Raw genomic sequence first — 25060 nt, 5'->3', positions numbered from 1 at the left:
CCGCCGGGCGGCCCATCGCGCCATGGCGCGGTTCCGGGCCGCCCTGCTCAGGTGCTCACCCCTTCTCGAGGAAGGGGGTCAGCAGCCCCGGCACGGCCTCGTCGGCGAAGGCCGTCCCCTCTCCGAGGTCCACGTCCGGGGCACGGTGGATTCCGCTTCCGGCCGCGACCGTCGCACCCAGGGTCGCCAGCCCCGACCACCGCTGGAACGGCGACCGCCTGACCGTCCACCCGATCACCGAGTCGCGCTTGAGGGCAACCGTTGAACGCGCCGCCATCCCCTTGCGCAGGAGCAGGAACCGGCCGTCGATCCCGTGGCCCAGCCCCCGGTAGCAGCCGACCGCATAGGGCACCCCGAAGACCAGCACCGCGCCCCCGATTGCGGCGGCCCCCAGGGCCGGAACCTCCGCGGACACCTCCAGCGGTGTGAACGCCCCGAGCGCCCGCGAGGCCACCCCCGCCACGGCGGCGAGCGCGACCGCCGCGGCCAGCGCGCGCACGGCCCGGCGCCTCAAGGCCGCCCTCGGGTGCCGCTTCAGCTCGTCGAAGGCGATCCCGTGTTCGGCCCTGACGGCCGACTCCGCGGCCCGCCGCGCCCGGGCGCGCGGCATCTCCGGGGTCAGCGCGCGCTTGGGCACCACGCCGCCCTTGTTGCCGCCCTGGCCATCCTGGGCCTGGTCGAGGCCGGAGGCCACGGCGGCGACCGACGCCACGCCGAGCCAGCGCAGCGGGAGCCGCTCCTCCAGCTCCACACCGCGCATGCGGCGCTCCTCAATGGAGACCGAGGTGCGGGTGAGCAGGCCGCGCTGCACCCGCAGGGTGCCGTCGGTCTCGCGGGTGAGCCGGAAGTCCCACCACGAGGAGATCTGCACGACCAGCGCCACGACCGTGGCCACCACCACCAGGGACAGAACCGCCCCGACCGCCCACAGCACGATCGTGGTGACCGGCGCCGACTCGGCGTATCCCAGGAACCACGGCAGCGCCACCCGCAGGAGCAGCTCGGTGAACGAGCCCAGCAGCGCCGCCAGCCCGCCGTAGCCGATGGCCGCAGGTGTCCAGGCGAGAGCCCCGTAGCCGAACCAGCGCGGCGCCATGGTGGCCAGCTCGGCCGTCCCGTCGGCGTCCGACTCGGCCGCCGCACCGCGCTCCAGGAGTACGCGGCGCAGCCGCTCCCCCTCGGCCGCCGGGATCAGCGACAGGGCGAGCGTCCCGCCCGCCCCGGTGCTCTCGCCCGTGCCGACCTCCACGCGGCACAGCCCGAAGGGCCGCGCCCAAAGCGGAACCGCCACGTCGACGCTGCGGATCCGCTCCCGCGGCAGGGACTTGTGGCTGCGGGCGATCACCCCGGACACGGCCTCGAACCGCGCGTCGGTCACGCGGTAGCGGGTGCGGCGGTAGCGCAGCACGTCCGCGCCCACGGCGGCGGCGATCACCACCGCCGCGCCGAGGAGGATGAGCAGCGGCCACACCGCCGGGACACCGGCCACCGCCAGGATCACGGCGGTGACGACGGCGGGCCCCGGGATCACCAGGCCGAGCACGACCGCGTCCGCCCACACCGTCAGCGGGCTCAGCAGGGTCCAGCCCTGCACCGGCGCTCCGGGGGCCGCGAGCCCCCGCAGCCCTTCCAGGCCGCCCGACCGGGGCCGGTTCCCCTGGGGCGCTCCGGTGTTCGCGTTCCCGTCCATCGCTTCCGCGTCCCTCCTCGCGCCGGTCGTTCCTTCGACGCCTCCGCGCTCTCCGCGCCCTGCGGCCGCCCCGCCGTTCACGTCCCGTCCCCGGGGATCGTCTGCGTCACCTCGGTGAGCTGCTGCGCCAGGTCGGCGGCCTGTTCAGCGTCCAACCCGTCGATGCGCAGTGGGCCCGCCGCCGAGGCCGTGGTCACGGTGAGCGTGGCCAGGCCCAGCGCGCGCTGCAGCGGCCCCCGCTCGGTGTCCACCGTCTGGATGCGCGCCATCGGCGCGACCCGCCACTCCTGCCAGAGCCACCCGAACGAGGTGTAGACGGCCTCCCCGGTGACCTCCCAGCGGTGCACGCGGTACCGCCACTGGGGCATGGCCAGCACCACCAGCAGCCCCAGGGCGCCGACGGCCGCGGTCAGCGCCCAGAGCGGGCCGGTCGCCCACGGGACGGGGCCGGTGATGTCGGACGCGACCGCCAGGGCGGCGGCCACGCCGGCCGCCGGACCCCAGAGGAGGAGGGCGCGCAGCGTCCACAGCGCGACGGCGCGCCCCGCGACCCGGTGCCGGGGCGGGCGCAGCCGCACGGCCGTGCGGGCGCCTCCGGTGTGCGTGATCCCCTGCGTACTCATGCCGACCTCCCAAGCCGGTGGCCTCGTTCCGCGGGGCGCCGGTGCGGCGGCCGCGTCCGACCCCCTCAATAAAGTGATATCACAATGCTAGTCTATGGCAATCACGTAATCTGGAGTCGGAAGGAGCGCCGATGACCGACACCGCCACCCCCGCGCCGGGGGTCGACCTGCCCGAGCCCGTCTTCCGCGAACGGGCCGCCTTCACCCTGCCCGGCATCCCCATCGCCCTGGCCGCGATCGCCGCCCTGGTCGGCGGCGTACTGCTGGCCCTGTCCGGGATCGGCGCGGACTCCGGGGGCACGGTCGCCGCCGGGGCGGTTGTGGCCGTGGCCGGGGTCGTGGCCGGAGTCGGCCTGACCGTCGTCGCCCCGAACGAGGCGCGGGTGCTGCTGTTCCTCGGCCGCTACACCGGCACCGTGCGCCGCGACGGCCTGCGCTGGGTGAACCCCCTGACCACCCGCCAAGCGGTGTCCACGCGCATCCGCAACCACGAGACCTCGGTGATGAAGGTGAACGACGCCGAGGGCAACCCGATCGACATCGCCGCGGTGGTGGTCTGGCAGGTGGAGGACACCGCGCGCGCCGTGTTCGAGGTGGACGACTTCACCGAGTTCGTCTCCACGCAGACCGAGGCGGGGGTGCGGCACATCGCCAACCGCTACCCCTACGACTCCCACCAGTCGGAGACGCTGTCGCTGCGGGACAACGCCGAGGTGATCACCGAGCAGCTCTCCAAGGAGCTGGCGGACCGGGTGAACGCCGCCGGGGTGCGCATCGTGGAGTCGCGCTTCACCCACCTGGCCTACGCCCAGGAGATCGCCCAGGCGATGCTGCAGCGCCAGCAGGCCGGGGCGATCGTGGCCGCGCGGCGGCTGATCGTCGACAACGCCGTGGGCATGGTGGACATGGCCCTGCAGCGCCTGGCCGATGAAGAGGTGGTCGAGCTGGACGAGGAGCGCAAGGCGGCCATGGTGAGCAACCTGCTCGTGGTGCTGTGCGCCGACCGTCCGACCAGTCCGGTGGTCAACACCGGTTCGCTCTACCAGTAGGGTTCTGGGCCCTGAGCGGCCCACGCCCCTCAGGGACGTTAGGGAACGGCACGATCACCTTGGCCGAGCGCAAGAAGATCCTCCTGCGCCTGGACCCCGCCGTGCACGACGCGCTGGCACGGTGGGCGGGCGACGAGCTCCGCAGCACCAACGCCCAGATCGAGTTCGTCCTCCGGAAGGCCCTGGCCGACAGCGGCCGCATGCCCAAGGGCGCGGGCTCCCTCCCCAGAAGGGGCCGCCCGCCGAAGGAGCGGCCCGCGTCCGCACCGCCGGACCGGCCCCCCGAGGACACACCGGAACCCCCTGGCGACGACGAGGACTGAGCCCCCGGGCAAGGCCCGGGGAACACGGAGAGCGGCGCGGCCCGTATGGACCGCGCCGCTTCCGGCAAGACATGAACTCCCCGTCAGTCGTGCTCCAGGACCGCCTTGAGGAAGCTCTTCGTGCGGTCCTCGTGCGGGTCGCCGAAGATCTGCTCCGGCGGGCCCGACTCGGCGATGCGGCCCGCGTCGAACATGAACACCCGGTCCGACACGTCGCGCGCGAAGGCCATCTCGTGGGTCACGCACAGCATCGTGATGTCCGTTTCCCGGGCGATCTCGCGCAGCACGTCCAGCACACCCGCCACCAGCTCGGGGTCCAGGGCCGAGGTGACCTCGTCAAGCAGCAGGATCTCCGGGCGCATGGCCAGCGCGCGGGCGATCGCCACGCGCTGCTGCTGACCACCGGAGAGCTGGGTGGGGTGCGCGTCGATCTTGTCGGCGAGCCCCACCATCTCCAGCAGCTCGACCGCCCGCTCCGAGGCCTCCTCCTTGGGAACGCCCAGGCTGTGCACCGGACCCTCGGTGACGTTCTTGCGGACGGTCATGTTCGGGAACAGGTTGAACTGCTGGAAGACCATCCCGATGGTCTTCCGGTGCTCCCGCAGGTACTTCTCGCTCGCCGGGACGAGCTTGTCGCCCCGGTACATGTGGCTGAACGGCCGGCCGCCCACCCAGATCGTGCCGCCGTTGACGTGTTCAAGCGTCATCAGCAGCCGCAGGATGGTCGTCTTGCCCGAACCGCTCGGCCCGATCAGCGTCACGCGCTCACCGGCGTTGACGTCCAGGTCCAGGCCGTCCAGCACGACGTTGTCGCCGAACCGCTTGACGACGCTGTCGAACTTGATCAGCGGCTCGTTCCCAGGCTCCATGGCAGGGGCCTCTCCCCTCTGGTCAGACTGCTGCATATCGGCGCTCCAAGCGGCGGATCACCACCGCGGACGGCACGGCCACCAACAGGAACGCGGCGCCGACCAGGGTGTAGGCCTCGAACGATCGGAAGTACTGACCGCCCAGGTCGTTCGCGACCGACAGCATCTCCGGCACGCTGATCGCGAACAACAAGGGGGTGTCCTTGAACATGGCGATCAGGTAGTTCCCCAGTGCGGGGATGACCTTGCGGATCGCCTGCGGCAGCACCACCGCGCCCCAGACCCGGTGCGAAGGCAGGCTCAGTGCACGGCAGGCCTCCCACTGCCCCTTGGCCACCCCCTCGATGCCGGACCGGTACACCTCGGCCGTGTAGGTCGAGTAGTGGACACCCAGCACGACGATGCCGATGGTCAGCGGCGACACGTCGGACAGCGCACTGAGCGAGAAGATGAACACGAGCTGCACCAGCACCGGCGTGGTGCGGATGAACTCGGTGACCACGAAGACGATCCCGCCGACCACCTTGACCCGGCGCACCATCGCGACGGCCAGGCCCAAGACCAGCGCCAGGGCGTAGCCCAGCACGGTGGCCTGCACGGTGACCCACAGCCCGGTCAGCAGGGCCGGGATGAGCAGCCGTGTGAACTCGACGTCCCACATCAGCGGGCACCCCCCGTCGTCGTTCCGATGGACGGCGGCCGCAGCAGGCCCAGCAGACTGTCGTCGGTGGGTCGGCCCAGCTTCCTGTTGGCGCGCCGCTCCAGCAGCCGCACGAGCACGATGAGCACCTGCGCGAAGAGGAAGTAGCCCACCAGGGCGACGGCGTAGACCGTGAAGGTGTCCGCGACGGCGGAGGCGCGGAAGTCGTTCGCCACCTTCGTCAGGTCGGTCAGACCCAGGATGGACACGATCGCGGTGGCCTTCATCAGCTCGATGACCAGGTTGCCGAAGGTCGGCAGCATCTGCGCCCAGGCCTGCGGGAACACGACCAGCCGTGTCCGCCGCCACCAGGTCATGTTGAGCGCGACGGCCGCCTCGGTCTGGGCCCGGGGCACCGCGTTGATCGACGACCGGACCACCTCGGCGCCGTAGGCGCCGATATTGAGCCCCAGGGCCAGGATCGCCGCGAACTCCGTGGTCAGCCGGAAGCCGGTGATCTCCACGAAGGAGTAGCCGAACCAGTACAGCAGCACCAGGGCGGCGACCCCGCGGAAGACCTCGGTGTAGACCATGGCCACGGCCCGTGCGGTCCTGTTCCGCACGGTGCCCAGTGTGCCGACGACGACCGCGAGGACGAACGCCAGCACCGCCCCGAAGAGGGTCAGGCGAATGGTGAGGAGTGCTCCCTCCCAATACAGGGGGAGCGCATTGATTACGAAATCCACTGTGGTGGTGTCACCCCGACGCTATTCGGCGCAGAGCTGCTCGGTGGTGAGGTCGCCCGGGTCCGAGGTCTCGTCGAAGCCGAACGGCTCGACGGTCTCCCGGAGCGTGCCGTCCTCCTTGAACTGGGAAAGGACCCCGTTGAACTCGTCGCGCACCTCGGTGTTGTCCTTGGCGAAGGCGAATCCGCCGGCCGGGCTGACCTCCTCGCCGTTCTCGTCGAGCGGGATGAAGCCCTCGGTGACCTCGAAGTCCTCGCCCAGACCGCGCTCTTCGAGCTGGTAGTTGAGCGAGAAGGTGCTCAGCGCGACGGCGTCCACGCGGTCGTTCTGCAGCAGCTCGATGGCGTCGGCGGCACCGCCGACCGTCTCCATCTGGCCCTCCGGGACCCCGGCCGTCTCGGCGTAGCCCTGCTCGACCGAGGCGTTGAGCACCGCGATGGTGGCGTCCTCGTTCTCGGCGACGCTCTCGTAGGACACCAGCTCCTCCGGGTTGCCCTTGGGCACCATGAAGGCCTCCTGGACCCGGTAGTCCGGCTCCATGAAGGCGACCTCGTCGCAGCGCTCCGGGGTGATGTACATCCCGGCGGCCACCACGTCGAAGCGGCCGGACTTCAGGCCGGGGATGAGCGCGTCCCAGTCGACCGACTCGGCGCGCACCTCGTCCACGCCCAGCTCGGCGGCCATCGCCTCCAGCAGCTCGGGAGCGGCGCCGGTGACGTTGCCGTCCTCGTCGATGTAGCCGAAGGGCGGCTCGTTGTTGATGGCGGCGGTGATGTACCCGCGCTCCTGCATCTCCTCCAGCGTCGCCGGGCCCTCGTCGGCACGGGCACACGCGGTCAGCGACGTCGCCGCGACGACGGCCGCCGCCCCGATCGCTCCCGTACGGAGCCGGTTGCGACGCCCGTTCGCGCCGCGGGCGGCACCTCTGCGGGATTCGTGGTCGAACATTGCCATCTCCTTGTTCGGGGGTCGGGGGAACGCGAACGGCGCCCCGCCCCGCGCCGAGGGAGGCGCGGGGGGAGCGCCGTGCGATGACTGGGGAATTCGTGCACGTGGAGCACGGGAGCCCGCCGGTCGCACGACGCGGCGGGACCCCGGGGGGCCCATGCCGTGCGCTGCGGACTCACGTCCCCAGTGTTGAGCGCGCCCTAACGGGTCGGGAATGCGGCGTTATGCACTGGTTATCACCAGGCGTGGCCGACTCCGGCCCCGTAACGATCGGGTAGCGCAATTCGGTGACCCTGTGAAACACGCTGTTCACAGGGGGGTGCTCCTATTTCACGGGAGTGAAGTCCCGGGCACCGAGGAATTCCGGCCGCGGCTTCGGCGCGGCGAACGGCTCCGTGCACGTGTTCTCCACGCTGCAGAACACGATGAAGATGTTCGAGCGCGGGAAGGGCGTGATGTTGCCGCCCGAGCCGTGCATGCAGTTGGAGTCGAAGAACGTGGCGCCGCCGGCGGGCCCGGTGAGCACGTCGATGCCGTACATGTCGGCCAGCACGGCCAGGCTGTGCTTGTCCGGGACACCGAACTCCTGGCTCTTGAGCGAGGAGCGGTGGTGGTCCTCCGGCGTCTCGCCGACGCAGGACACGAACGTCTTGTGCGACCCCGGCATGATCATCAGGGCGCCGTTGTGCGCGTAGTTGTCGGTCAGCGCGATGGAGACGCTCGCGGCGCGCGGGGCCGGCATGCCGTCCTCGGCGTGCCAGGTCTCGAAGTCCGAGTGCCACCAGAAGTCGCCGCCGCCGAAGCCCGGCTTGTAGTTGACGCGGCTCTGGTGCACGTACACGTCGCCGCCGAGGATCTGGCGGGCGCGGCCCACCACGCGCGGGTCGCTCACCAGGTCGGCGAAGAGCTTGCTGACCTTGTGGACCTCGAACACGGAGCGGACTTCGTCGGAGGAGCTCTCGACGACGACGCGCTCGTCCCTCTTCAGCTCCGGGTCCTCGCTGAGCCGCCGGAGCTCGGCGCTGTAGGACTCGACCTCGTCGGCGCTCAGCAGCGCCTCGGTCTGGACGTAGCCGTTCTCGCCATAGGAGGCGATCTCGTCGGCCGCGAACGGGCCGCCTTCGCCGGAGCCCCAGACGACGGGGTGCCGGCGGTACAGCAGTGCGGGAGTGCTGTCCTTGCGGGTCGGGTACTCGTCCATGGTCTTCTGCTGGATGTCCATCAAAGCAGTCATGGCGCTACCCCGTGGGGTGTTCTCCCTCTTCCTCTATCGGTGTCGCTCTCTTGCCCTGTCGGTCTCTTCTGATGTGGCCCCGTTCCGGCCCAGGGGCCGGAACGGGGGGTCTCGGCGGGGGCGGGGGCCCGCGGGGGGGGCCCCCCCCCCGGGGGCAGCCGCTCGGCTCAGGCCTCGGCGGGCTCCTCGGTGATCAGCGGGTACACGCCGTTCTCGTCGTGCACCTCACGGCCGGTCACCGGGGGGTTGAAGACGCACAGCACGCGGAAGTCGGTCTTCGGCCGCACCGTGTGCTTCTCGTGGCCGTCGAGGAGGTAGAGCGTGCCGGGGGTGATGAGGTGGGTCTCGCCGGTCTCGTCGTTGGTGACCTCGGCCTCGCCCTCGATGCAGTGCACGAGCTCGATGTGGTTGGCGTACCACATGCTGGTCTCCGTGCCCGCGTACAGCACGGTCTCGTGGAACGAGAAGCCGACGCCGTCCTTGGCCAGGACGATCCGCTTGCTCCGCCACGTCTCGGTCTGGACGTCCGCGTCGGTGCCGTCGACGTCCTTCAGGCTGCGCACCTTCACAGTGCTGCTCCCTCACTACTCTCAATGCTGCACGGCCCCGCGGGGCCCGGTTCCGGACCCCGCGGACCGTTCCGGATGATGCAACCCGGTCTATCAGGGGACTAGGCCGGCTGGGCGATCTTCACCGCCGAACGCGCGGATTCGGAGATGATGTCCAGCCCGCGCTCCAGGTCCTCCACCGTGGTGGTCAGCGGCGGCAGCAGCTTGGCGACCTCGTCCTCGGGGCCGGAGGTCTCCAGCAGCAGGCCGCGCTTGAACGCCTCGGCGGCGACCGCCTTGGCCGCGCCCTCCTGCTCGAAGGCCAGCCCGCGGGCCATGCCGCGGCCGCGCACGTGCGCACCGGCCTCGGCGAACTCCCCGGCGATCTCGGTCAGGCGGCGCTCGATCAGCGCGCCCTTGTCCAGCGTCGAGCGCTCCAGGTCCTTGTCGGCCCAGAAGGTGCGCAGCGCCGCGGCGCCGGTGGCGAAGGCCGGGTTCGGGCCGCGGAAGGTGCCGTTGTGCTCGCCCGGCTCCCACACGTCCAGCTCGCGCTTGATCAGGGTGAGGGCCAGCGGCAGGCCGTAACCGCTGATCGACTTGGACAGCGTGACGATGTCCGGGGTGATGCCCGCCTCCTCGAAGCTGAAGAAGGGGCCGGTGCGGCCGCATCCCATCTGGATGTCGTCCACGATGAGGAGCATGCCGTACTCGCGGCACACCTCCTCCAGGCCGCGCAGCCAGCCGGCGCTGGCGGCGTTGATGCCGCCCTCGCCCTGCACGGTCTCCACGATGACGGCCGCCGGCTTGTCCAGGCCGCTGCCGCTGTCCTCCAGCAGGCTGCGCAGCCACAGGAAGTCCGGGGTCTGGCCGTCCATGTAGTTGTCGAAGGGCATGGTGGCGGCGTGGCCCAGCGGGACGCCGGCACCGCCGCGCTTCATCGAGTTGCCGGTGACCGCGAGCGCGCCCAGCGTCATCCCGTGGAAGCCGTTGGTGAAGCTGATGATCGTCTCGCGCCCGGTGTACTTGCGGGCGAGTTTGAGGGCCGCCTCGACGGCGTTGTTGCCCGCCGGTCCGGGGAACTGGACCTTGTAGTCCAGGCCGCGCGGCTCCAGCAGCACGTCCCCGACGGCCTGCAGGAAGTCGCGTTTGGCCGTGCTGTAGGCGTCGAGGCTGTGGACGATCGAGTCGCCGATCAGGTAGTCGAGGAGGACGGATTTGAGTTCGGGGTGGTTGTGCCCGTAGTTGAGGGAACCCGCCCCGGCGAAGAAGTCGAGGTAGGGGCGCCCCGATTCGTCGTAGACGTAGCTGCCCCGCGCCTCGTTGAAGACGACCGGCCAGCCACGGCAGTAGCTGCGGACTTCGGACTCGAGGCGGTCGAAGATCTCCATCGTGAGTTCCTTGGTTCCTTTCCCCAGGTTCGTGGGCTCTCGGCTCGACTGATCGGGGTTTTCAGGACGTCATCGCGGTCGCATCGTCGGGGTCTCGGTCGCGGCGGCGCACGGCGGCCGGGCGGCGGACGGTCCGCCGTTCAGCGGGCGGCGGGCGGTCGGCCCAGCGGGCCGATACGGACCAGGTCCTCGGGCTCGTGCCCGTCCCCGGCCCCCGGCTCGCCGTCCTCCGGGAAGTGCTCCGCGGAGAACAGCGGGCTCCACACCGCCTCGGCGCCGTTCGCGCGGGCGAACGAGCCGAACAGGGCGCGGGAGGCCGCGTTGTCCGGCGTCACCGTCGCCTCCAGGTAGCTCGCCCCCAGGGAGCCGAACCGCTCCGCGAGGTGGTCGAGCATCCGGCGGGCGAGGCGGCGGCCGCGCATCCGCGGGTCCACGCCCACCTGCCACAGGAAGTACGTACCCGGCTCTTCGGGTCGCATGAATCCGGTGACGAATCCGACGGGCGTTCCGTCGGCCTCATGGGCCATCACCGAGGTGCGTGCGAAGTCGCGGCACCAGAGGGTGTAGGCGTAGGGCGAGTTGAGGTCCAGTCCGCAATCGCGGGCCAGACGCCACAGCCGCGGGCCGTCGTCGGGCCCAGGGGCCGACAGGCGCAGACCGTCGTCCGCCCCCGGCCGACCGTCGCCGCCCTGGACAGGTGCGGCCGTGTCGGTCACGGAGGGGTGATCCCCCGCTCCGGTCGGGGCGGTCTCTGCGTCGTCGCTGCGTTGATGTGGCACGTCGATGAAACTTAGCGAACGTTCCTGAGCAGCGATTTCCGGCGATTCGCCGGAAATGTTTCGACCAGGTTTCAGCGGGTAGGGCTTGTCTATTTAGCACCCGCTGTCACGATGCGTCGACATCACCCGGGGGCCGCCTCTGGGCCCCCTGAGGGCGGAACGCTCCGGACTCACCTGGGGTTTCGGCCCGTTCACGGCGAGGGGCGGACGGCGTCCGAGCGGTCCGGCGCGGCGACCGCGCGCCGCTCTCACCGGGTAAACATACGCCACCCGCAACGAATCTTAAGGGTGGGCTAAGTCACACGAATCCGGGTGAAAGCCCGCGACAGACGCACGAGCCTGTTCCCCGGCCGGGCAAAGATCGGGCACAGATCTTCATTTTCCCAGGTGAACAGGGTGAAGACAGGACGGCCCGCAGGTCACTGCCCTGCACACCCCACCCGGGGGCGTCCCGACCCGGGGCTTGAACACGGCGCCGATCTTTAGCAGACTGCGCGTAGTACGACTCAACGTAGTACTACGTGCGGTGGCGACGAATGCCCCGCGCACCCCAGCTCCGTCGCCGACCGGCGTCGCGGATCGAGAACGGGAACGGAGGCACCCGGTGAATCGCCTGTACCACGAGAGCGAAGACTGGGTCCGGCACGGCGCCTGCCGGCAGTACGACCCTGAGCTCTTCTTCCCGGTCAGCACCGCCGGCCCCGGAAGCCAGACCACGAGCCTGGCCAAGGCCGTCTGCCGCAGCTGCCCTGTTCGCCAAGAATGCCTGCGGTGGGCGCTGAGGGCCGGGGAGGCCGACGGCGTGTGGGGCGGGACCACGCCCGAAGAGCGCCGCTACATGCGCCGCGACCTCCTGCCGGTGGCGAGTTAGGGGACGCGCGGCGGCGGGCGCCCGGTGTGGAGGCCGGGCCCCCGCCGCTTCCGTGCGCGAGAGGCCTCGGTTAGGTTCGGAGACCGTGCAGACCGCCAGCGACGGCGTACGGACCGTCAGCCACGGCGTGTGGGCCCTCGGCGACGACGGCGCGCGACGCCCGACGGAGAAGGCGCACCGCGCGGCCGCCGACGGCACGCGGGCGCAGGTCCGCCGTGCACCGAATGAGGGTGGTGGCGGGGCGCGCTTCTTCGGCGGCCTCCAGCGGACCGCCGCCGACCACGGCGTGCTTCACGGCCTGCTCCATATCCTGCGCACGGGCCTGCTCGCGTTCGGATGCACCGCCGTGGCGTGGTTCGGCCACGCCGCCTGGGGCGGGGCGCCCGCACCCGCCTGGGCCGTCGTCGCGGCGGGGGCCCTCCTGTGGGGGCCGCTGGCCCGATTCACGCACGCGCGGCGGGGCTTCGGGGCGATCCTCACCGTCATGGCAGGGGCGCAGGTCCCGCTACACCTGGTCTTCCTGGCCGCAGAGGCCGTGGGCGGCGTTCCGCACGCCGCGCACGCCACCGCGCACGCCCACGGCGTTCTCGGGTACTCCCCGGACATGCTGGCCGGGCACCTGCTCGCGGCCCTCATCGGCGCCGCCCTGGTCGCGTGGGGTGAGGGCGCGCTGTGGGCGCTGCTGGGGGTGCTGTCAGGGGCGCTGCCCTGGCTGGTCGTCCCGGCCGCGGTCCCCCCGGCGGGGGCAGCGGCCACCGGAACGTCTGGGCCGCCCGGCCGGGCGGCCCGCCACGCCCCGCTGACCGGCGTCCGCCCGCGCGGCCCTCCGCCTGCGACCGTGATCGAGGAGTCCCAGACCGCGAACGGGCCGAAAGGGCCGACGACCATGACCACTCTGTTCAGCAGGACCACCGCCCCGGGCAGCGGCCGGACGCGCCGCGCCGCCGCGCTCACCGGGGCCTTCACCGGGGCGCTCGCCGCCGCCACCGCTCTCGGGCTGGCCACCGCACCGGCGGTGAGCGCGCACGACGTCCTCCTCTCCTCCACCCCGGAGAACGGAGACGAGCTCGACACCGCCCCGGAGACGGTCGAGCTGACGTTCAGCGCCGACATCGGCGACGGCGGCAACGCGATCGCCGTCAACGGGCCGGACGGGTCCGACCACGCGTCGGGTGACATCACCATCGACGGGCCCGACGCCGCGATCGGCGTGGAGCCCCTGACCGAGGCGGGCGACTACACGATCGCCTACCGCATGGTCTCCTCGGACGGGCACGTCATCGAGGACACCGTCGAGTTCTCCCTCACCGAAGAGGCCGTGGCCGACCAGGAGGCGGAGGCCTCGGGCGACGACGCGGAGGGAGAGGCCGCCGGGACCGGAGGGGGCGGCGGGACGGAGGCCGCGGACGAGTCCCCCGCCGAGGAGGCGCCGCCGTCGACGGACCCGGTGTCCATGTTCGGCCCGGTGGGCGGGGCGATCATCGGCATCGCGGTGCTGGCGCTGGTGGTGATCCTGATCATCCGCATGCGCAACCGCCCGGGCGGCAAGGACTGACCAGGAGGACGTAGGCGTGGGCCCCGCCCCCCGGTGGGGCCCGCGATGATCTCGACAAAGGTGCTGTCAAAACCGGCGAAATGACAGCACCTTTGTCGAGATCATCGCGGAGGGGGCGGCGCCGCTCACCCTCTACATGCGGCGGGCCAGCAGGATGCTGATGTTGTCCCGGCCCGAAGCGTCCATCGCGGCGCGCCACAGGGCGTACACCGCGCCCTCGTCGTCGGCCGCCTCGGCGATGAGCCGCTCCATCTCCTCCTGGGAGACCAGGTCGCTCAGGCCGTCGCTGCACATCAGCCAGGCGCTCGGGTCGGGCTCGGCGTCGCGGCCGACGTGGGGCACCATCGCCGTGCTGCCGCTGCCCCCCAGCGACTGGGTGATGAAGTTCGTCGTCACCGGCTTGCCGTCCTCCGACGGCGGCAGCGGCGGGGAGTCGTCCTGGGAGAGCTGGCGCAGCCGGTTGCCTTCCAACCGGTAGGTACGCGAGTCGCCGACGTTGAACCAGAAGTTGCCGTCGGCGTTGACCAGCATCCCCGCCACCGTGGTCCCCATCCCGGAGAACTCGGCGTGCTGGGTGGCGTGGTCCTTGATCTCCTCGTCGATGTTCTTCAGCAGCATCGCCACGTCGTCCGGACCGGTCATCCGGGGGCTCATCTCCGCCATCCGGTGCACCGCGTGCTCGGAGGCGATCTCCCCGGCCGCGTGCCCCCCCAGCCCGTCGGCGACCGCCAGCAGCACCGGCTCGGTCAGCGACACCACGCAGCGCACGGGAACGGTCATGTTCGCACTGGCGACGGTGAGGGCACCCATGACGACGGCGTCTTCGTTCGCCGGCCGGACAGCGCCCCGGTGCGTCAGGGCAGTGACCGAGACTTCCCCACCAGCGACACCCATGCGCCCTACCTCCCGTTCACAACGGCAGCGACTGCCGTACGCGTCTGCGCGGCGCCCCGCCGGACGGAGGCCGGGGCGCGTTGATCTTGTAACCGTATCGGGGGACCGTTGTCCGTGGCCAAAGTCCGCGTCCATCATGGCGGAAATCGCCCGGCGCCGCAGTCCGGGGACGAGTCGTGCGCCCGGGGCGTAGGCCCCCGCTTCCGGTCGCCCCCGGATCAGCCGCGCGCGACGGGCGAAGGCACCCCGTTCCGGACGGCCGCGCGCACGCACGCGCGGGCCCGCTCCCCCGGCCCTGCGGACGGCCGCGCCCCGGCCGTCCCCACCCGGATGCCGCGGTTCCGCAGCGGCGCCCCCAGCGACCGCGCCCACCCCGACGGGTCCGGCGCCCAGGCGGCGCCCGCCAGCACCACCGACGCCCCCGGCAGCATGAAGTCCCGCGCCGCCCGCACCAGCCACGCCACCGCCTCGCGGTGCGCACCCGGACCCGGCGGGACCGCCGCCACCAGCAGGTCGAGCGCACCGAACTCCAGAGCGGCGTGTGCCACGGCGGCGCGGCAGGAGGCCTCACCGTCCATCGGGCAGTGCAGTGCGAGCGTCCAGGCGCCCAGCTCCGCCGCGCCCTGTGCCGCACGCTCCACGGCGCTGTGCGCGCGCGCCTGCGGCACCGCGTCCCCCGGCCGTGCCGTCGGCCGCGCTGCCGTCCGTGCCGTCGGGAGCGGTCCGGCGACCGCACCCGGCCGCCCCGCGTCGCCCGCGACCGCCACCGCCGCGCCCTCCTCGGCCAGCGCCGCCGCGACCGCGGCGAGGGCGCCCCCGTCCGCGGCCCCCGCGTCGCCGAAGTCACCGACGACCAGTGCGCGCCGCCCGGCCAGCCTTCCCGCCCCGCGGCCGTCCGCCAGGGGATCCGCCAACCCCATACCCCTGCCCTCCGTCCTGCCGGGGCTCCGTCGCCGCCACCCTGCCCGAGTCCTCCCCGCGCAAACGCCCGCCGCCGCCCGCCGACCGCTCCCCGGGCGCGTTCCCGCACGCCGCGGGCGCGTTGTCGGCCGTGGAACCCCTCTGGCAGAATGGGGCCGCTGGGTGTCTAAGACGCAGACACACCTCCTCCGAAGCGCTCCCTCCCGGGGACCACTCCCGGTGCCGAGGCGGGCGCTATACGTGTTTCCTCAGAAACCCCGAGGTGTGATTCCGTGCGTCTTCCTTCTCCTCTCCCTCCTTCCTGCCGACACCCGTCGCTTCCCCGTCACCCCCAGGCCCTCCGGCGCGTCCCCGCGCGCCCCTGGGCCCTCTCCCCTCGTGTGCTCCGCCTCCCCGCTCGCGGAGCACACCGTCCCGACTCCACCGCATCGAGGAGCACTCCGTGAAGATCGCCCTGATCGCCGAGCACACCGCCCCCCTCGCAGCGCACAGGGGCGAGCCGACCTGCGGTGACAGCGTCCACGTCGCCTCGCTCTCCCGCCACCTGGCCAAACTCGGCCACCGGGTGGCCGTCTACGCCCGCAAGAGCACCTCCGACCCGGTCGGCCGCTCCCGGATGGGGCGCGGCGTGCACGCCGAGATCCTCGCCGCCGGGCCCGACCGGCCCCTGGGCGAGCACGAGGAGGCCGACCACACCGGCGCCTTCGCCACCGCGCTGACCGGCGCCCTCAAGGACGACGCCCCCGACGTGGTCCACGCGCTCGGCTGGACAAGCGGCCTGGCCGCGCTGTCCGCCGTGCACGGCGCCGGGGGTCTGGGCGACGTGCCGGTCGTGCAGACGTTCCACTCCCTCAACGCCACCGAGCAGCGCGCGGGCCTGCCCGAGCGCCCCGAGCGGGTGCGCCTGGAGGCCGCCATCGCCGGGCGCGCCGACGCGGTCGCGGTCAGCTCCGCGGACCTGCGCTTCGAGCTGGCCCGTATGGGCCTGCCCCGGCACCGGGTGGCGGTGGTGCCCTTCGGCGTCGACACCGACCACTTCAGCGTCGAGGGCGGCGCCGCCACCGAGCCGTGGAGCCCGCGCCGCCAGGACCGCACCCGGGTGATCACCGTGTCCGGCCTGGCCTCGGGCGGCCCGGAGCGGCTGATCGAGTCGATGGTGCGGCTGCCCGACGCCGAGCTGCTGGTGGTGGCCGCGGCGCCGCTGGAGGTCGCGCTGGACGAGGACGCCCGCCGCCTGGAGCTGCTCGCCAAGGAGGCGGGGGTGGACGACCGGGTCCACCTGATGGGCCCGGTGGAGCGCAAGGAGCTGCCCCGGCTGCTGCGCTCGGCCGACATCTTCGTCTCCGCCGACCGCTACGACCCCTACGGCGGGGCGGTGCTGGAGGCCATGGCCTGCGGGCTGCCGGTGGTCGCCCGCGCGGCGGGTGGGCCCACCGGCGCGGTGCTGGACCGCACCACCGGGCTGCTGGTCCGCTCGGCCCGCCCGGACACGCTGGCCCGCGCGGTGCGCGGGATGATGAACGAGGCCACCACCCGGTCGGCGCACGGCATCGCCGGTGCCGACCGGGCCCGCTCCCGCTTCACCTGGCAGCGGGTGGCCGCCGAGACCGAGCGGGTGTACCGCACCGCCCTGCCGGGCGGGCACGGCCTCCCGCTGGCCGCAGGCGATGATGCACACTAGTCCGGACGCGGCCCCGTGAGCGGGGGCCTGCGCCTGCGCCGCCGCGTCCCCGAAGACCACGTTGCCGCCGACGCCCACGTTCCCGACGCGACCGGGAGGACCGCCCGGGGTGATGCCATGACGTCGCGCGCCGCGCCTCCGGGCTGCGGGGCCGCAGCCGTGGACCGCACCGCGGTGGAGCACGCCGCGGTGTTCGCCGGGACCGGTGCCGGGCTGTGCGGCCCGGTGGTCCCCCGGATCACCGCCGGGGCCGAGGGCGGGCGCCGGATCACCGTCGCCGTCGGCGACCGGCTGCGGGCGGCGCTGCGCGCCCGCCTCCCGGAGCACGTGCTGCGCCGGGTCGACTTCGCCGACCGCGCCGCGTACTACGACGCCCCGGGCCGGACGGTCGGGGCGCTGCACCGGCTGGCCGTGGAGGCCCAGGGCGCGGGGGCGCTGTTCGTCGGCGAGCCCGCCCCGCCGCCCGTCGTGGACACGGGGCGGCCGCCGGACCGGGCGCACCTGGAGCGGGAGCAGTGGCGGCGCATGGAGGCCGCGCTGGACCGGGCGCTGGCGGGCGACCGGCTGACGGTGCTGTGCCTGCACGACACGTCGGCGCTGGACGCCGCCGCGCTGCGGGACGGCCGCGAGTCGCACCCGCTGCTGCTGGTGCGCGGCGGCACGCGCGCCAACCCCGCCTACCGGGCCTCCGACGGCGGGGCCGACGCGGCGGAACCGGCCCCGCCCCCGGTCGCGGAGCCGGTACTGAGCCTGGACATCCGCCCGGACCTGCCCTCGGTGCGCGAGGAGGCCGCGGGCCTGGCCGAGGAGGCCGGTCTGCCGCAGGAGCGCCGGGCCGACCTGGTGGTGGCGGTCAACGAGCTGGCGGCGAACGTGCTGGAGCACGGGGCGGGCAAGGGGACGGTCTCCCTGTGGCGCGAGGGCGGCCGCCTGGTCTGCGAGGTCATGGACGGCTCGGCGGAGCTGGACGACCCGCTGGTGGGGTTCCGCCCGGCGGACGGGTTGGGCGGCCGGGGGTACGGCCTGTGGATCACCCGCCAAGTGTGCGACTTCCTGGAGGTCCTCCCGGGCCCCGAAGGGACTCGGATGCGGGCCCACTTCCGGATCTAGGGGCGTGAGGACGGCGCGGGGCACCGGGTCGGGCATCTGGTCCGGTGAAACGACCATCTCAGGGGTGATCGGGGGGGAACCGCCACCCGATCGCCCGTGAAACGACCCTTTCACCACGATGAACGACCGGTTCGGCGTTCGCGCGCCCGGTATGCGCGGTATGTGCCGGGCTGGCGGCCGCCATGCGCGCGGACGACCCCGCCCACCGCGCCGTCCGGCCTGGACCGCGAGCAGCCCGCCGCCCGGCAGGCAGGGCCGGGGAACCACCCCCTTTTTCGCCGTCGCCGCCCATCACGGCGGCGGCCATCCGCACGCGCCGCGCCCGACAACGCTGCGGCGAGGGCCATCGACCCGTGTCGCCGCCGCCCTCCCCCCGGCCACCCGCCGCTCAGCCGGAACCCGTAAGTGGGGCACCGGCTCCGTCGCCGGGGGCTTCCCCCTGTGGGGTGGACATATCGGACAATTGAGTCTGGGAGGAGTCCACCATGGCCATGAAGGTCTACCCGCCGGAGTTCAAGGCCGACGCCGTCGCGCTGTACCGCTCCCGGCCCGGGGCCACGATCGCCGAGGTCGCCGACGGCCCCGGCGTCAACCGCGAGACCCTGCGCAGCTGGATCCGGATCGCCGACGGCCGCCGAGGGCCGGGCGCCGCGCCTGCGCGGCAGGCCGCCGCCTGCGAGGGGGAGGGCCCCGAGCAGGAGAACCGGCGGCTGCGCGCGCGTATCGCCGAACTGGAGAAGGAGCGGGAGATCCTGCGCAGGGCCGCCGCCTATTTCGCGGGAGAGATGAAGCAGTGAGCCGCTTCTGCTTCGTCGAGGACATGCGCGGCGCTTATGGCGTCAAGCGGCTGTGTGAGGTGCTGGGGCTGTCCCGCTCGGGCTTTTACGCCTGGAAGGCGGGTGCGGCGGCGCGCGCGGCGCGGGCGGCGGCCGATGCGGAGCTGACCGCGGCGATCAGAAGGATCCATGCCCAGGACCCGGCCAACGGGGCCCCGCGCATCACCGCCGAGCTGCGCGAGCAGGGGCACCCGGTCAACCACAAGCGCATCGAGCGCCTGATGCGCGAGGCCGGGATCCAGGGGCTGCACCTGCGCAGGAAGGTGCGCACCACCGTCGCCGATCCGGACGCGGCCCCGGCTCCCGACCTGCTGGGCCGCGATTTCACCGCCGCATCGCCCAACACGCGCTATGTCGGCGACATCACCTACCTGCCTGTGGAAGGGGGCCGGTTCTGCTACCTGGCCACGGTGATGGATCTGTACTCGCGGCGCCTGGTGGGGTGGTCGGTGGCCGAGCATATGCGCGCTGAGCTGGTCGTCGACGCGTTGGAGGCCGCCCGGCGCGAGCGCGGGAGCCTCAAGGGCGCGGTGTTCCACTCCGACCGGGGCGCCCAGTACGCCTCTGCCGCGTTCGCCGCGGCCTGCCGGAGGGCGGGGGTGGCCCGGTCGATGGGCGCGGTGGGCTCCAGCGCGGACAACGCTGCGGCCGAGTCGTTCAACGCCACGTTGAAGCGCGAGACCCTGCAGGGGCGGGGGCTGAAGTGGTGGTCCGGTGTCCGGGCCGCGCGGCTGGCGGTGTTCTCCTGGATCGCCCGTTACAACACCCGCCGACGGCATTCAGCGAACGGGCAGCTCAGCCCGGTCGTCTACGAGCAGCGAGCGGCTAGCCTGGAGCTCGCTGCCTGATCAGAAGGTGTCCACCATTTGGGGGGAACCCCCCGCTTCCAACAGGCGCAGGAGGTTGGCGTTGCGCTCGGCGATGAGCAGCCTCATGTACTCCTTCAGGACCAACGCGTCGGCCAAGCACCCCAAGGGGCCCAGGGGCGATCGGAAGTCCACCAGGTCGGTCATCAGGCACGAGCGGTCCTCCAGCCGATGGAAGACGTGCTCATGACGCAGGCGGGCGAAAGGGCCGCGCACCTGCTCGTCAACGAAGGAGTGCGGGGCGTCCATGCGCGTGATGCGGGCGCTCAGCCGCCAGGGTATTCCGAAGTGGCGGGCCTGGAAGGTCACGGTGTCGCCTTGGGCGAACAGCCCGCTGGCACTGGTGTGCACCACGCGCTCGCGGTGGCGCCGCATGGTGAGCGGGTGCAGGTGGGGATCCGCACAGGCCCGGAAGACCCGGTCGGCGGGCACGGGAAGCACAGTGGTCAGCTCGATGCGGGACACACGCGCATCCTAGTGACCGGGCGGGCGCATCTCGGGGCCGCCTCGTTCCGTCCCCGCCCGGAGGTTCAGGTCCCGGTACCGGCGAGGACCGCTTCGCGGGCGTCCTCCGGGTCGTCCTCGATGGTGATCACCTGGTCGATGCCGGCGATCACGAACAGGCGGTGCACGGTGCGCTGAGGGGCGGCGACGGCGAGGCCGATGCCGCGGTCGCGCGCCTGGCGGTACGACTGGACCAGCACGCCGATGCAGCGGGAGTCGCAGAAGCTCACCTTCGCGAAGTCGATGACGATCCCGCGCGGCGGCTCCTCGGCGGTCAACAGGCCGTCGAGAACCTCCGCCAAGGCCGGTGAGGTGACGGCGTCCATGTCCCCCTCGGGGGCCACGACCACCGCGTCACCGTCTCTGCGGACCGGGATCTGAGACGGCACGCCCACACTCCTCGCTCGCGCCTGTCGTGGACTCCACCCGCCCCACACTAGCGCCCGCCCGGACGGCGAGACAGGCACGCCCGTCCACCGTCACCACACCGATACACCCCGTCGCACAGCGCTGCACCCGCGCCCCCGGCCGGCACCCGGCCGGTCCCGCTCGGCGCCGGGCCGCCGCTCACCGGGCGCGGCCGGGCGCCTCGGCGTTCTCGGCGACCAGGCGCCGCGCCACATCGGCGACCTTCATCCGGTTGCGCTGGGCCACCCGGCGCAGCTCCTCGAACGCCTCGGCGGCGCCGCAGCCGCGGGCGTGCATCAGGATGCCCTTGGCCTGGTCGATGACGGCACGGGCGGACATCGCCCTGCGCATGTGCGCCGCCTCGCGCGCCGCGTCGACGTATCGCCCCGCGCTGTGCAGGGCCATCGCCGCGTGCTCGGCCAGCAGCGCCACCAGCGGCGCCACCGCCTCCACGTCGAAGGCGTCGCCGCGCCCGGAGTGCACCCCGAAGGTGACGACCTCCTCGTCGAACTGGCAGGGGTAGGTGATCGAGGCGCGGTCCCCGCACTGCACCGCCGTGCTCAGGTAGTCCGGCCACCGGTCCTCGCGGAGCACGTCGCCCACGGTGACGGCGTGCATCTCCCGCACCGCCTCCACCGCGGGCCCCTGGTCGACGGTGTACTGCCGCTCCAGCGCGGTCGCCAGGTCCGAGTGGGAGGCGCCGTAGTCGACCACCACGTGGCCGCCGCCCGCGCAGCGGGCACCCTCCTCGTCGCCCTGCCGCACCCCGCGCCAGATCACCACCAGCGCGGCCGAGCACCCGGGGACCCCCCGGGCGGCGGCCGCGCTCATCCGGTCCAGCGCCCGCACGGGGCCGCTGCCCTCGCTCTGGCCGAGGGCGCCGATCTCGCGCGCGAGCCGCTCCACCCACGCGGGTGTGGCCGATTCGCCCACCGTGCACCCCCTTCCGGCCGTCCGCCCGACTCCACGGTAACCGCAGAACCCGGGGGTCCGCGCATGCGTTAGCGTCGGTAGGTGGCGCGCGGCACATCCCGCCGCCGACCGCATGACCGTGCATTTCACAGGGGCTGGAGTCCGAGAGCGTGCCGGAGAACCTCGCCGATCTACAGCGTGAGATCGCGGAGCTGAACGAGCGGGCGGAGGCCCTGCGCGCGACCCTGGCCATGGATCCGGACGACGCGGCGGGCACCGCCGAGGCCGCCCTGGCCGAGCTGGCCTACGCGGGCACCCTGCTGCGCGACTGCGGTGAGCGGCTGGCCGCCGACGCGGCCGCGGGCGGCGGCCCGCGCCGGGCGGCGTCCGGCGGCGACGAGAAGGCGGTACTGCGCGCCGTCTTCAACGAGCTGACCGTTCCGGTGCTGCTGCTGGACCACGAGGGCTACATCCGGCGCATCAACACCCTGGCCTCCGAGCGGCTGGGCGGCGCCCCCGGCTACCTCACCGGCAAGCCGTTCTCCAACTTCGTCGACCTCCGGCGGCGCGCCCCGATGCGGTCGTGGCTGGCGGCGGTGCTGCGCGGCGGGGAGACCGCGTCCTTCGCGTCCCGGCTGGCCCAGCGGGGCTGGGCCGAGGACGTGCACCTGACCCTCACCCGGCTGGACGTGCCCACCGAGGCCAATCCGCTGGTGCTGGCGGTCGTCTCACCCGCGCCGGACGGCGGCGGGGACGAGGGCCCGGCGCCGCTGGAGCCCGAGGTGGAGGACCAGGTGGTGGTGCTGGCCGCGCGGCGCCTGGACGTGCTGACCCGGATGACGCGGCTGCTGCTCGCCTCGGCCGGCCCCGGCGGCGCCGGGCGGCCGCTGGCGCTGGACGAGGCGGCGGCGCTGCTCGCCGACTCCTACGCCGACTGGGTGCTGGTGGACGTGTGCGACCTGCCGGGCGACCCGGCGCGGGCGCGCCGCGCCGTGGTGGCCGCCCCCGAGGCCGACGGCCGCCGGGAGCTCCTGGAGGGCTGCGACCCCGGCGCGGCCGAGGTGCCGGGGCAGGTGCTGGCCACCGGCACGTCGGTGCTGGACCAGCAGATCGAGGACGAGACCGCGCTGGGGTCGGCCGCCGACGGTGCGCCGCTGCTGAGCCTGCTCGGGGCGGGGTCACTGCTGAGCGTCCCGCTGGTCGGCAGCCGGGGCGTGCGCGGCGCCCTGACGCTGGTGCGGCGGAGCAACCGGGGCGCGTTCCGCCTGGCCGACCTGGGCCTGCTCGAAGAGATCGGCGAGCACATCGGGCTGGCCCTGCCGCCCCGCCCGCAGGCCTGACCCGACGCGCCGTCAGGCCCGCCGGGCGCGGGCCCCGGTCAGTCGTCGGCTCCCGGGCGCTTGCGGGCCAGGAACATGGCCGTGCCTCCCGCTCCCACGGACACCGCACCCGCGGCGGCCAGGCCGAGCAGCGCCGGGCCGGTCACCGGCAGGTCGCCCAGGGGCGTCGACACCGTCCCGTTCCCCGCCGCCGCGGCCGCGCCGCCGTCGACCGCGGCCCCGTCCTCCTCCGTCTCCGCCTCGGCGACCTTGAGCTCCAGCAGCGGATCCACCGCCTTGGCCGGGGTGCAGTCGGTGACGGCCTCGCGTCCCCCGCTCTCCACCGCCAGCCGCACGTCGCCGGGCGTGACCGTCAGCCGTCCGGCCCGCTCCGGGGTGGTCTGCACCGCCGTCCCGTCGAAGTCCCAGTCCAGCCCGAAGGGCCCGTCTCCGGGGTCGGCCCGCACCGTGGTGTCCACCGCGTCCTCGGCGGCGGCCTTCCCCCCGAGCCGCACCGTCCCCGTTTCGGTCACTCCGTCGGCGTCCACCGGCTTCCCGCGCTCGTCCAGAAGCCAGAAGTAGTCCCCGGCGAACACCGCGCCGATCTGGACGCCCTCCCCCGCGACGGGGTCCTCCGGCAGGGCCCACGCACTCCACAGGAACGTCTCGTCGGTCGTGCCGCCGTCGGGAAGCGTGCACACGTAGTCGACCTCGGCCACGTGGCCCCCGAGGTCGTCCGGCTTCAGGTCGTCGAGCTCGAAGGGGGCGCCGACGGCGTCGTCGGAACCGTCCGCGTCCTCCTCGCCGCCGTCCCCGTCGGCGCCGTCGTCTCCGTCCTTCTGGGTCTGCGGCCCGTCCGGCCCAGGCGACGGCTCGGGGCTCCTCCCGCCGGGGCCGTCGTCGGGCGCCGACGGGTCGGTGGCGTCGGACGACGGCTCCTGCGTGGGCGACGGCGAGGGGGACACGGACGGGGCGTGCCCGGGAGACCGTTCGGCCGAGGGCGAGGCGGACGGGGGCGCGGCCGCCGACGCGGAGGGTTCGGCCTCCGGGGTGCCGGCTTCCGGGACGTCGGCCCAGGCGGGGCCGGATCCGGCGGCGATGACGGCCGCGACCGCGGCGAGACCGGTTGCGATACGGGGGGACACTGACCCACGCTCCAGTCATGATGGGGGATGAGGGGGTGCAGGTGCGATAGAGAGGCGTGTTCCTTCGCTCCGGTTCCGATCCTATGCCGCCCACCCAACGGGAGCGAGGGACCCGGGCGACGCACGCTCCCCGGTGAGCTCGGGGGAAACGACGCCACAGGCGCGGTTTCAGCGTCGCTTTTCCCGAGATCAACAACGGAGCGGGCGAGGGCGTGCTTCTCGGATCATTTTCGGCTCGCGACCACCAGAACGACGCTCGCTGATCGAAAAGCCTCCAAGAAACACACCCTAGGCGGCGGGGTCCGAGCCGGTGTTCTTCCTGCGGGAGAGGTACACCGCCGCACCACCGCCGATCGCGGTGGCGGCGGCCGCGGCGGCCGCCGCGCCGCCCAGTACGGCCCCGCTCACCGGCAGGCCGCCCGGCCCGCCGCGCCCGTCCGCCTGATCACCCCCGCCGGATACGGGCTCGGCGCCGGCTCCGCCTTCGGCCCCGTCGCCCGCATCGCCGCCGTCGCCGCCGCCGTCCTCTTCGAGGACGCTGACCTCGGCGAGCACCGGGGGCGACGCCTCGTCCGGGGTACAGGTGGTGGTCGCCTCGACGCCGTCCTCCTGCTCGGCGGTGACCACGACCTCCCCGGGCCGGTAGGAGACGGGACCGGCCCGGGTCAGTTCGCGCTCCTGGAACAGCCGGTCGTCCCAGCCGTCCGCCTCTTCGAAGGGTTTCAGGGCACTGCCCGACCAGGTCGACTCGAAGTGCTCCGCGTCCTGCTCCGCCGCCTCGCCTTCGGTGAGGACCTGCAGCGTGTAGGTCAGCGAGGTGACCGGCGTCCCCGGGTACCCGACCCAGTAGGTGAGCCCGTCGACGACGGCCCCGTGCTCCAAGGTGCCCCCGACCCGGGCCTCTCCGCCGTCAGGGGTCGCCTCGATGTACCAGTGGAGGGTCACCCCCTCTTCGTGGCCCCGGTCGCTGCTGCAGGTGTAGGCGAGCTCGGCGTCGTAGTCGAAGGGCGGGGCGTCGTCCGCCAGGACGGGACCCGCGCTCAGGGCCGCGACGGCGAAGACGGCGAAACCGGTGGTCAGGCGTGTGGTCGGGTGCGACACGGTCGATCGCTCCAATGCATCCGGGGGGGACGGGGCACCGCTCAGCGGTGGACACGGCGGCGGACAGGGAGAAGGGGGGGGGGGGGGCCCCCCCCCCCCC

The 25060-nt window shown here is 73.3% G+C and carries 25 protein-coding genes; 8 read left to right on the top strand and 17 right to left on the bottom strand.

The annotated features are described in order from the left end of the window. Positions 1 to 55: 55 nt before the first annotated feature. The gene (locus O4U47_RS25395) at positions 56 to 1690 is read right to left on the bottom strand and encodes a PH domain-containing protein (RefSeq protein WP_270680491.1); all 1635 of its coding nucleotides are present in this window, start codon (positions 1688 to 1690) and stop codon (positions 56 to 58) included. A gap of 77 nt (positions 1691 to 1767) precedes the next feature. Beyond that, positions 1768 to 2313, bottom strand: a complete 546-nt coding sequence (locus O4U47_RS25390; protein ID WP_270680490.1) for a PH domain-containing protein — start codon at positions 2311 to 2313, stop codon at positions 1768 to 1770. Between the two features lie 131 nt (positions 2314 to 2444). Between O4U47_RS25390 and O4U47_RS25385 the strand changes: the two genes are divergently transcribed. Further along, positions 2445 to 3362 (top strand): SPFH domain-containing protein, encoded by a 918-nt coding sequence (locus O4U47_RS25385; RefSeq protein WP_270680489.1) that lies wholly within the window; start codon positions 2445 to 2447, stop codon positions 3360 to 3362. 59 nt (positions 3363 to 3421) lie between these two features. Beyond that, positions 3422 to 3685, top strand: coding sequence for a hypothetical protein (locus tag O4U47_RS25380; protein WP_270680488.1), 264 nt, complete (start codon positions 3422 to 3424; stop codon positions 3683 to 3685). An 83-nt stretch (positions 3686 to 3768) separates the two neighbouring features. Here the strand turns inward: O4U47_RS25380 and ehuA are convergent, their stop codons facing one another. The 8 genes from ehuA to ectA all read right to left on the bottom strand — a co-directional run bounded on the left by ehuA (position 3769) and on the right by ectA (position 10774). After that, positions 3769 to 4554: an ectoine/hydroxyectoine ABC transporter ATP-binding protein EhuA gene (ehuA, locus tag O4U47_RS25375; RefSeq protein WP_270680487.1), complete on the bottom strand. Its 786-nt coding sequence runs from the start codon at positions 4552 to 4554 to the stop codon at positions 3769 to 3771. A gap of 22 nt (positions 4555 to 4576) precedes the next feature. Beyond that, a complete protein-coding gene (gene ehuD / locus O4U47_RS25370; protein WP_270680510.1) occupies positions 4577 to 5218 on the bottom strand; it encodes an ectoine/hydroxyectoine ABC transporter permease subunit EhuD in 642 nt (213 codons plus the stop codon). Next, entirely contained in the window at positions 5215 to 5940 is a 726-nt protein-coding gene (locus tag O4U47_RS25365) for an amino acid ABC transporter permease (RefSeq protein WP_270680486.1), read from the bottom strand. The genes ehuD and O4U47_RS25365 overlap by 4 nt, the downstream gene beginning before the upstream one ends. Positions 5941 to 5961: 21 nt before the next feature. Continuing rightward, complete coding sequence (gene ehuB / locus O4U47_RS25360) at positions 5962 to 6888, bottom strand: ectoine/hydroxyectoine ABC transporter substrate-binding protein EhuB (RefSeq protein WP_270680485.1); 927 nt, start codon at positions 6886 to 6888, stop codon at positions 5962 to 5964. Between the two features lie 325 nt (positions 6889 to 7213). Next, positions 7214 to 8122, bottom strand: a complete 909-nt coding sequence (gene thpD / locus O4U47_RS25355) for an ectoine hydroxylase (protein ID WP_270680484.1) — start codon at positions 8120 to 8122, stop codon at positions 7214 to 7216. A gap of 167 nt (positions 8123 to 8289) precedes the next feature. Then, entirely contained in the window at positions 8290 to 8691 is a 402-nt protein-coding gene (locus O4U47_RS25350; protein WP_270680483.1) for an ectoine synthase, read from the bottom strand. 101 nt (positions 8692 to 8792) lie between these two features. Further along, positions 8793 to 10058 (bottom strand): diaminobutyrate--2-oxoglutarate transaminase, encoded by a 1266-nt coding sequence (gene ectB / locus O4U47_RS25345; protein WP_270680482.1) that lies wholly within the window; start codon positions 10056 to 10058, stop codon positions 8793 to 8795. Between the two features lie 140 nt (positions 10059 to 10198). After that, on the bottom strand, positions 10199 to 10774 hold the full coding sequence (ectA, locus tag O4U47_RS25340; RefSeq protein WP_270680481.1) for a diaminobutyrate acetyltransferase: 576 nt from the start codon (positions 10772 to 10774) through the stop codon (positions 10199 to 10201). A gap of 667 nt (positions 10775 to 11441) precedes the next feature. Between ectA and O4U47_RS25335 the strand changes: the two genes are divergently transcribed. Together O4U47_RS25335 and O4U47_RS25330 are read left to right on the top strand one after the other, a co-directional pair. Beyond that, positions 11442 to 11708, top strand: a complete 267-nt coding sequence (locus tag O4U47_RS25335; RefSeq protein ID WP_017622857.1) for a WhiB family transcriptional regulator — start codon at positions 11442 to 11444, stop codon at positions 11706 to 11708. A gap of 85 nt (positions 11709 to 11793) precedes the next feature. After that, positions 11794 to 13263 carry a copper resistance CopC family protein gene (locus O4U47_RS25330; protein ID WP_270680480.1) on the top strand — a complete coding sequence of 490 codons (1470 nt, stop codon included), beginning with the start codon at positions 11794 to 11796 and terminating at the stop codon, positions 13261 to 13263. A gap of 132 nt (positions 13264 to 13395) precedes the next feature. On the opposite strand, the gene O4U47_RS25325 is transcribed toward O4U47_RS25330, so the two are convergent. Next, complete coding sequence (locus O4U47_RS25325; RefSeq protein ID WP_270680479.1) at positions 13396 to 14157, bottom strand: PP2C family protein-serine/threonine phosphatase; 762 nt, start codon at positions 14155 to 14157, stop codon at positions 13396 to 13398. A 218-nt stretch (positions 14158 to 14375) separates the two neighbouring features. Continuing rightward, complete coding sequence (locus O4U47_RS25320; RefSeq protein ID WP_270680478.1) at positions 14376 to 15077, bottom strand: hypothetical protein; 702 nt, start codon at positions 15075 to 15077, stop codon at positions 14376 to 14378. Positions 15078 to 15520: 443 nt separating this feature from the next. On the opposite strand from O4U47_RS25320, the gene O4U47_RS25315 reads away from it, so the two are divergent. The 3 genes from O4U47_RS25315 (at position 15521) to O4U47_RS25305 (ending at position 19553) form a co-directional block, all read left to right on the top strand. Then, positions 15521 to 16759 (top strand): glycosyltransferase, encoded by a 1239-nt coding sequence (locus O4U47_RS25315; protein WP_270680477.1) that lies wholly within the window; start codon positions 15521 to 15523, stop codon positions 16757 to 16759. Between the two features lie 117 nt (positions 16760 to 16876). Continuing rightward, the gene (locus O4U47_RS25310; protein ID WP_270680476.1) at positions 16877 to 17869 is read left to right on the top strand and encodes an anti-sigma factor RsbA family regulatory protein; all 993 of its coding nucleotides are present in this window, start codon (positions 16877 to 16879) and stop codon (positions 17867 to 17869) included. Between the two features lie 485 nt (positions 17870 to 18354). Further along, positions 18355 to 19553 (top strand): IS3 family transposase gene (locus O4U47_RS25305; protein WP_270680475.1). Its coding sequence is split into 2 segments (ribosomal slippage): positions 18355 to 18646 and positions 18646 to 19553, totalling 1200 coding nucleotides; the frame shifts between segments, so codons are not numbered across the junction. On the opposite strand, the gene O4U47_RS25300 is transcribed toward O4U47_RS25305, so the two are convergent. From O4U47_RS25300 to O4U47_RS25290, 3 genes are all read right to left on the bottom strand, one after another. Beyond that, a complete protein-coding gene (locus O4U47_RS25300; RefSeq protein WP_270680474.1) occupies positions 19554 to 20036 on the bottom strand; it encodes an SRPBCC family protein in 483 nt (160 codons plus the stop codon). It lies immediately after the preceding gene. A gap of 65 nt (positions 20037 to 20101) precedes the next feature. Continuing rightward, the gene (locus O4U47_RS25295) at positions 20102 to 20464 is read right to left on the bottom strand and encodes an STAS domain-containing protein (RefSeq protein WP_270680473.1); all 363 of its coding nucleotides are present in this window, start codon (positions 20462 to 20464) and stop codon (positions 20102 to 20104) included. Positions 20465 to 20642: 178 nt separating this feature from the next. Next, positions 20643 to 21416 carry a GAF and ANTAR domain-containing protein gene (locus O4U47_RS25290; RefSeq protein WP_270680472.1) on the bottom strand — a complete coding sequence of 258 codons (774 nt, stop codon included), beginning with the start codon at positions 21414 to 21416 and terminating at the stop codon, positions 20643 to 20645. A 149-nt stretch (positions 21417 to 21565) separates the two neighbouring features. Here O4U47_RS25290 and O4U47_RS25285 point away from each other — a divergent pair, with 149 nt between their 5' ends. Further along, positions 21566 to 22735: a PAS domain-containing protein gene (locus O4U47_RS25285; RefSeq protein ID WP_270680471.1), complete on the top strand. Its 1170-nt coding sequence runs from the start codon at positions 21566 to 21568 to the stop codon at positions 22733 to 22735. Positions 22736 to 22773: 38 nt separating this feature from the next. Here the strand turns inward: O4U47_RS25285 and O4U47_RS25280 are convergent, their stop codons facing one another. After that, positions 22774 to 23859, bottom strand: a complete 1086-nt coding sequence (locus O4U47_RS25280) for a hypothetical protein (protein WP_270680470.1) — start codon at positions 23857 to 23859, stop codon at positions 22774 to 22776. 288 nt (positions 23860 to 24147) lie between these two features. Next, complete coding sequence (locus O4U47_RS25275; RefSeq protein WP_270680469.1) at positions 24148 to 24960, bottom strand: hypothetical protein; 813 nt, start codon at positions 24958 to 24960, stop codon at positions 24148 to 24150. Positions 24961 to 25060 lie beyond the last annotated feature (100 nt).

The organism is Nocardiopsis suaedae, assembly GCF_027706745.1.
GTDB classification, from domain to species: domain Bacteria; phylum Actinomycetota; class Actinomycetes; order Streptosporangiales; family Streptosporangiaceae; genus Nocardiopsis_A; species Nocardiopsis_A suaedae.
Note: the sequence above shows the minus strand (reverse complement) of the source record. Positions and strands in the feature narration are given on the sequence as shown.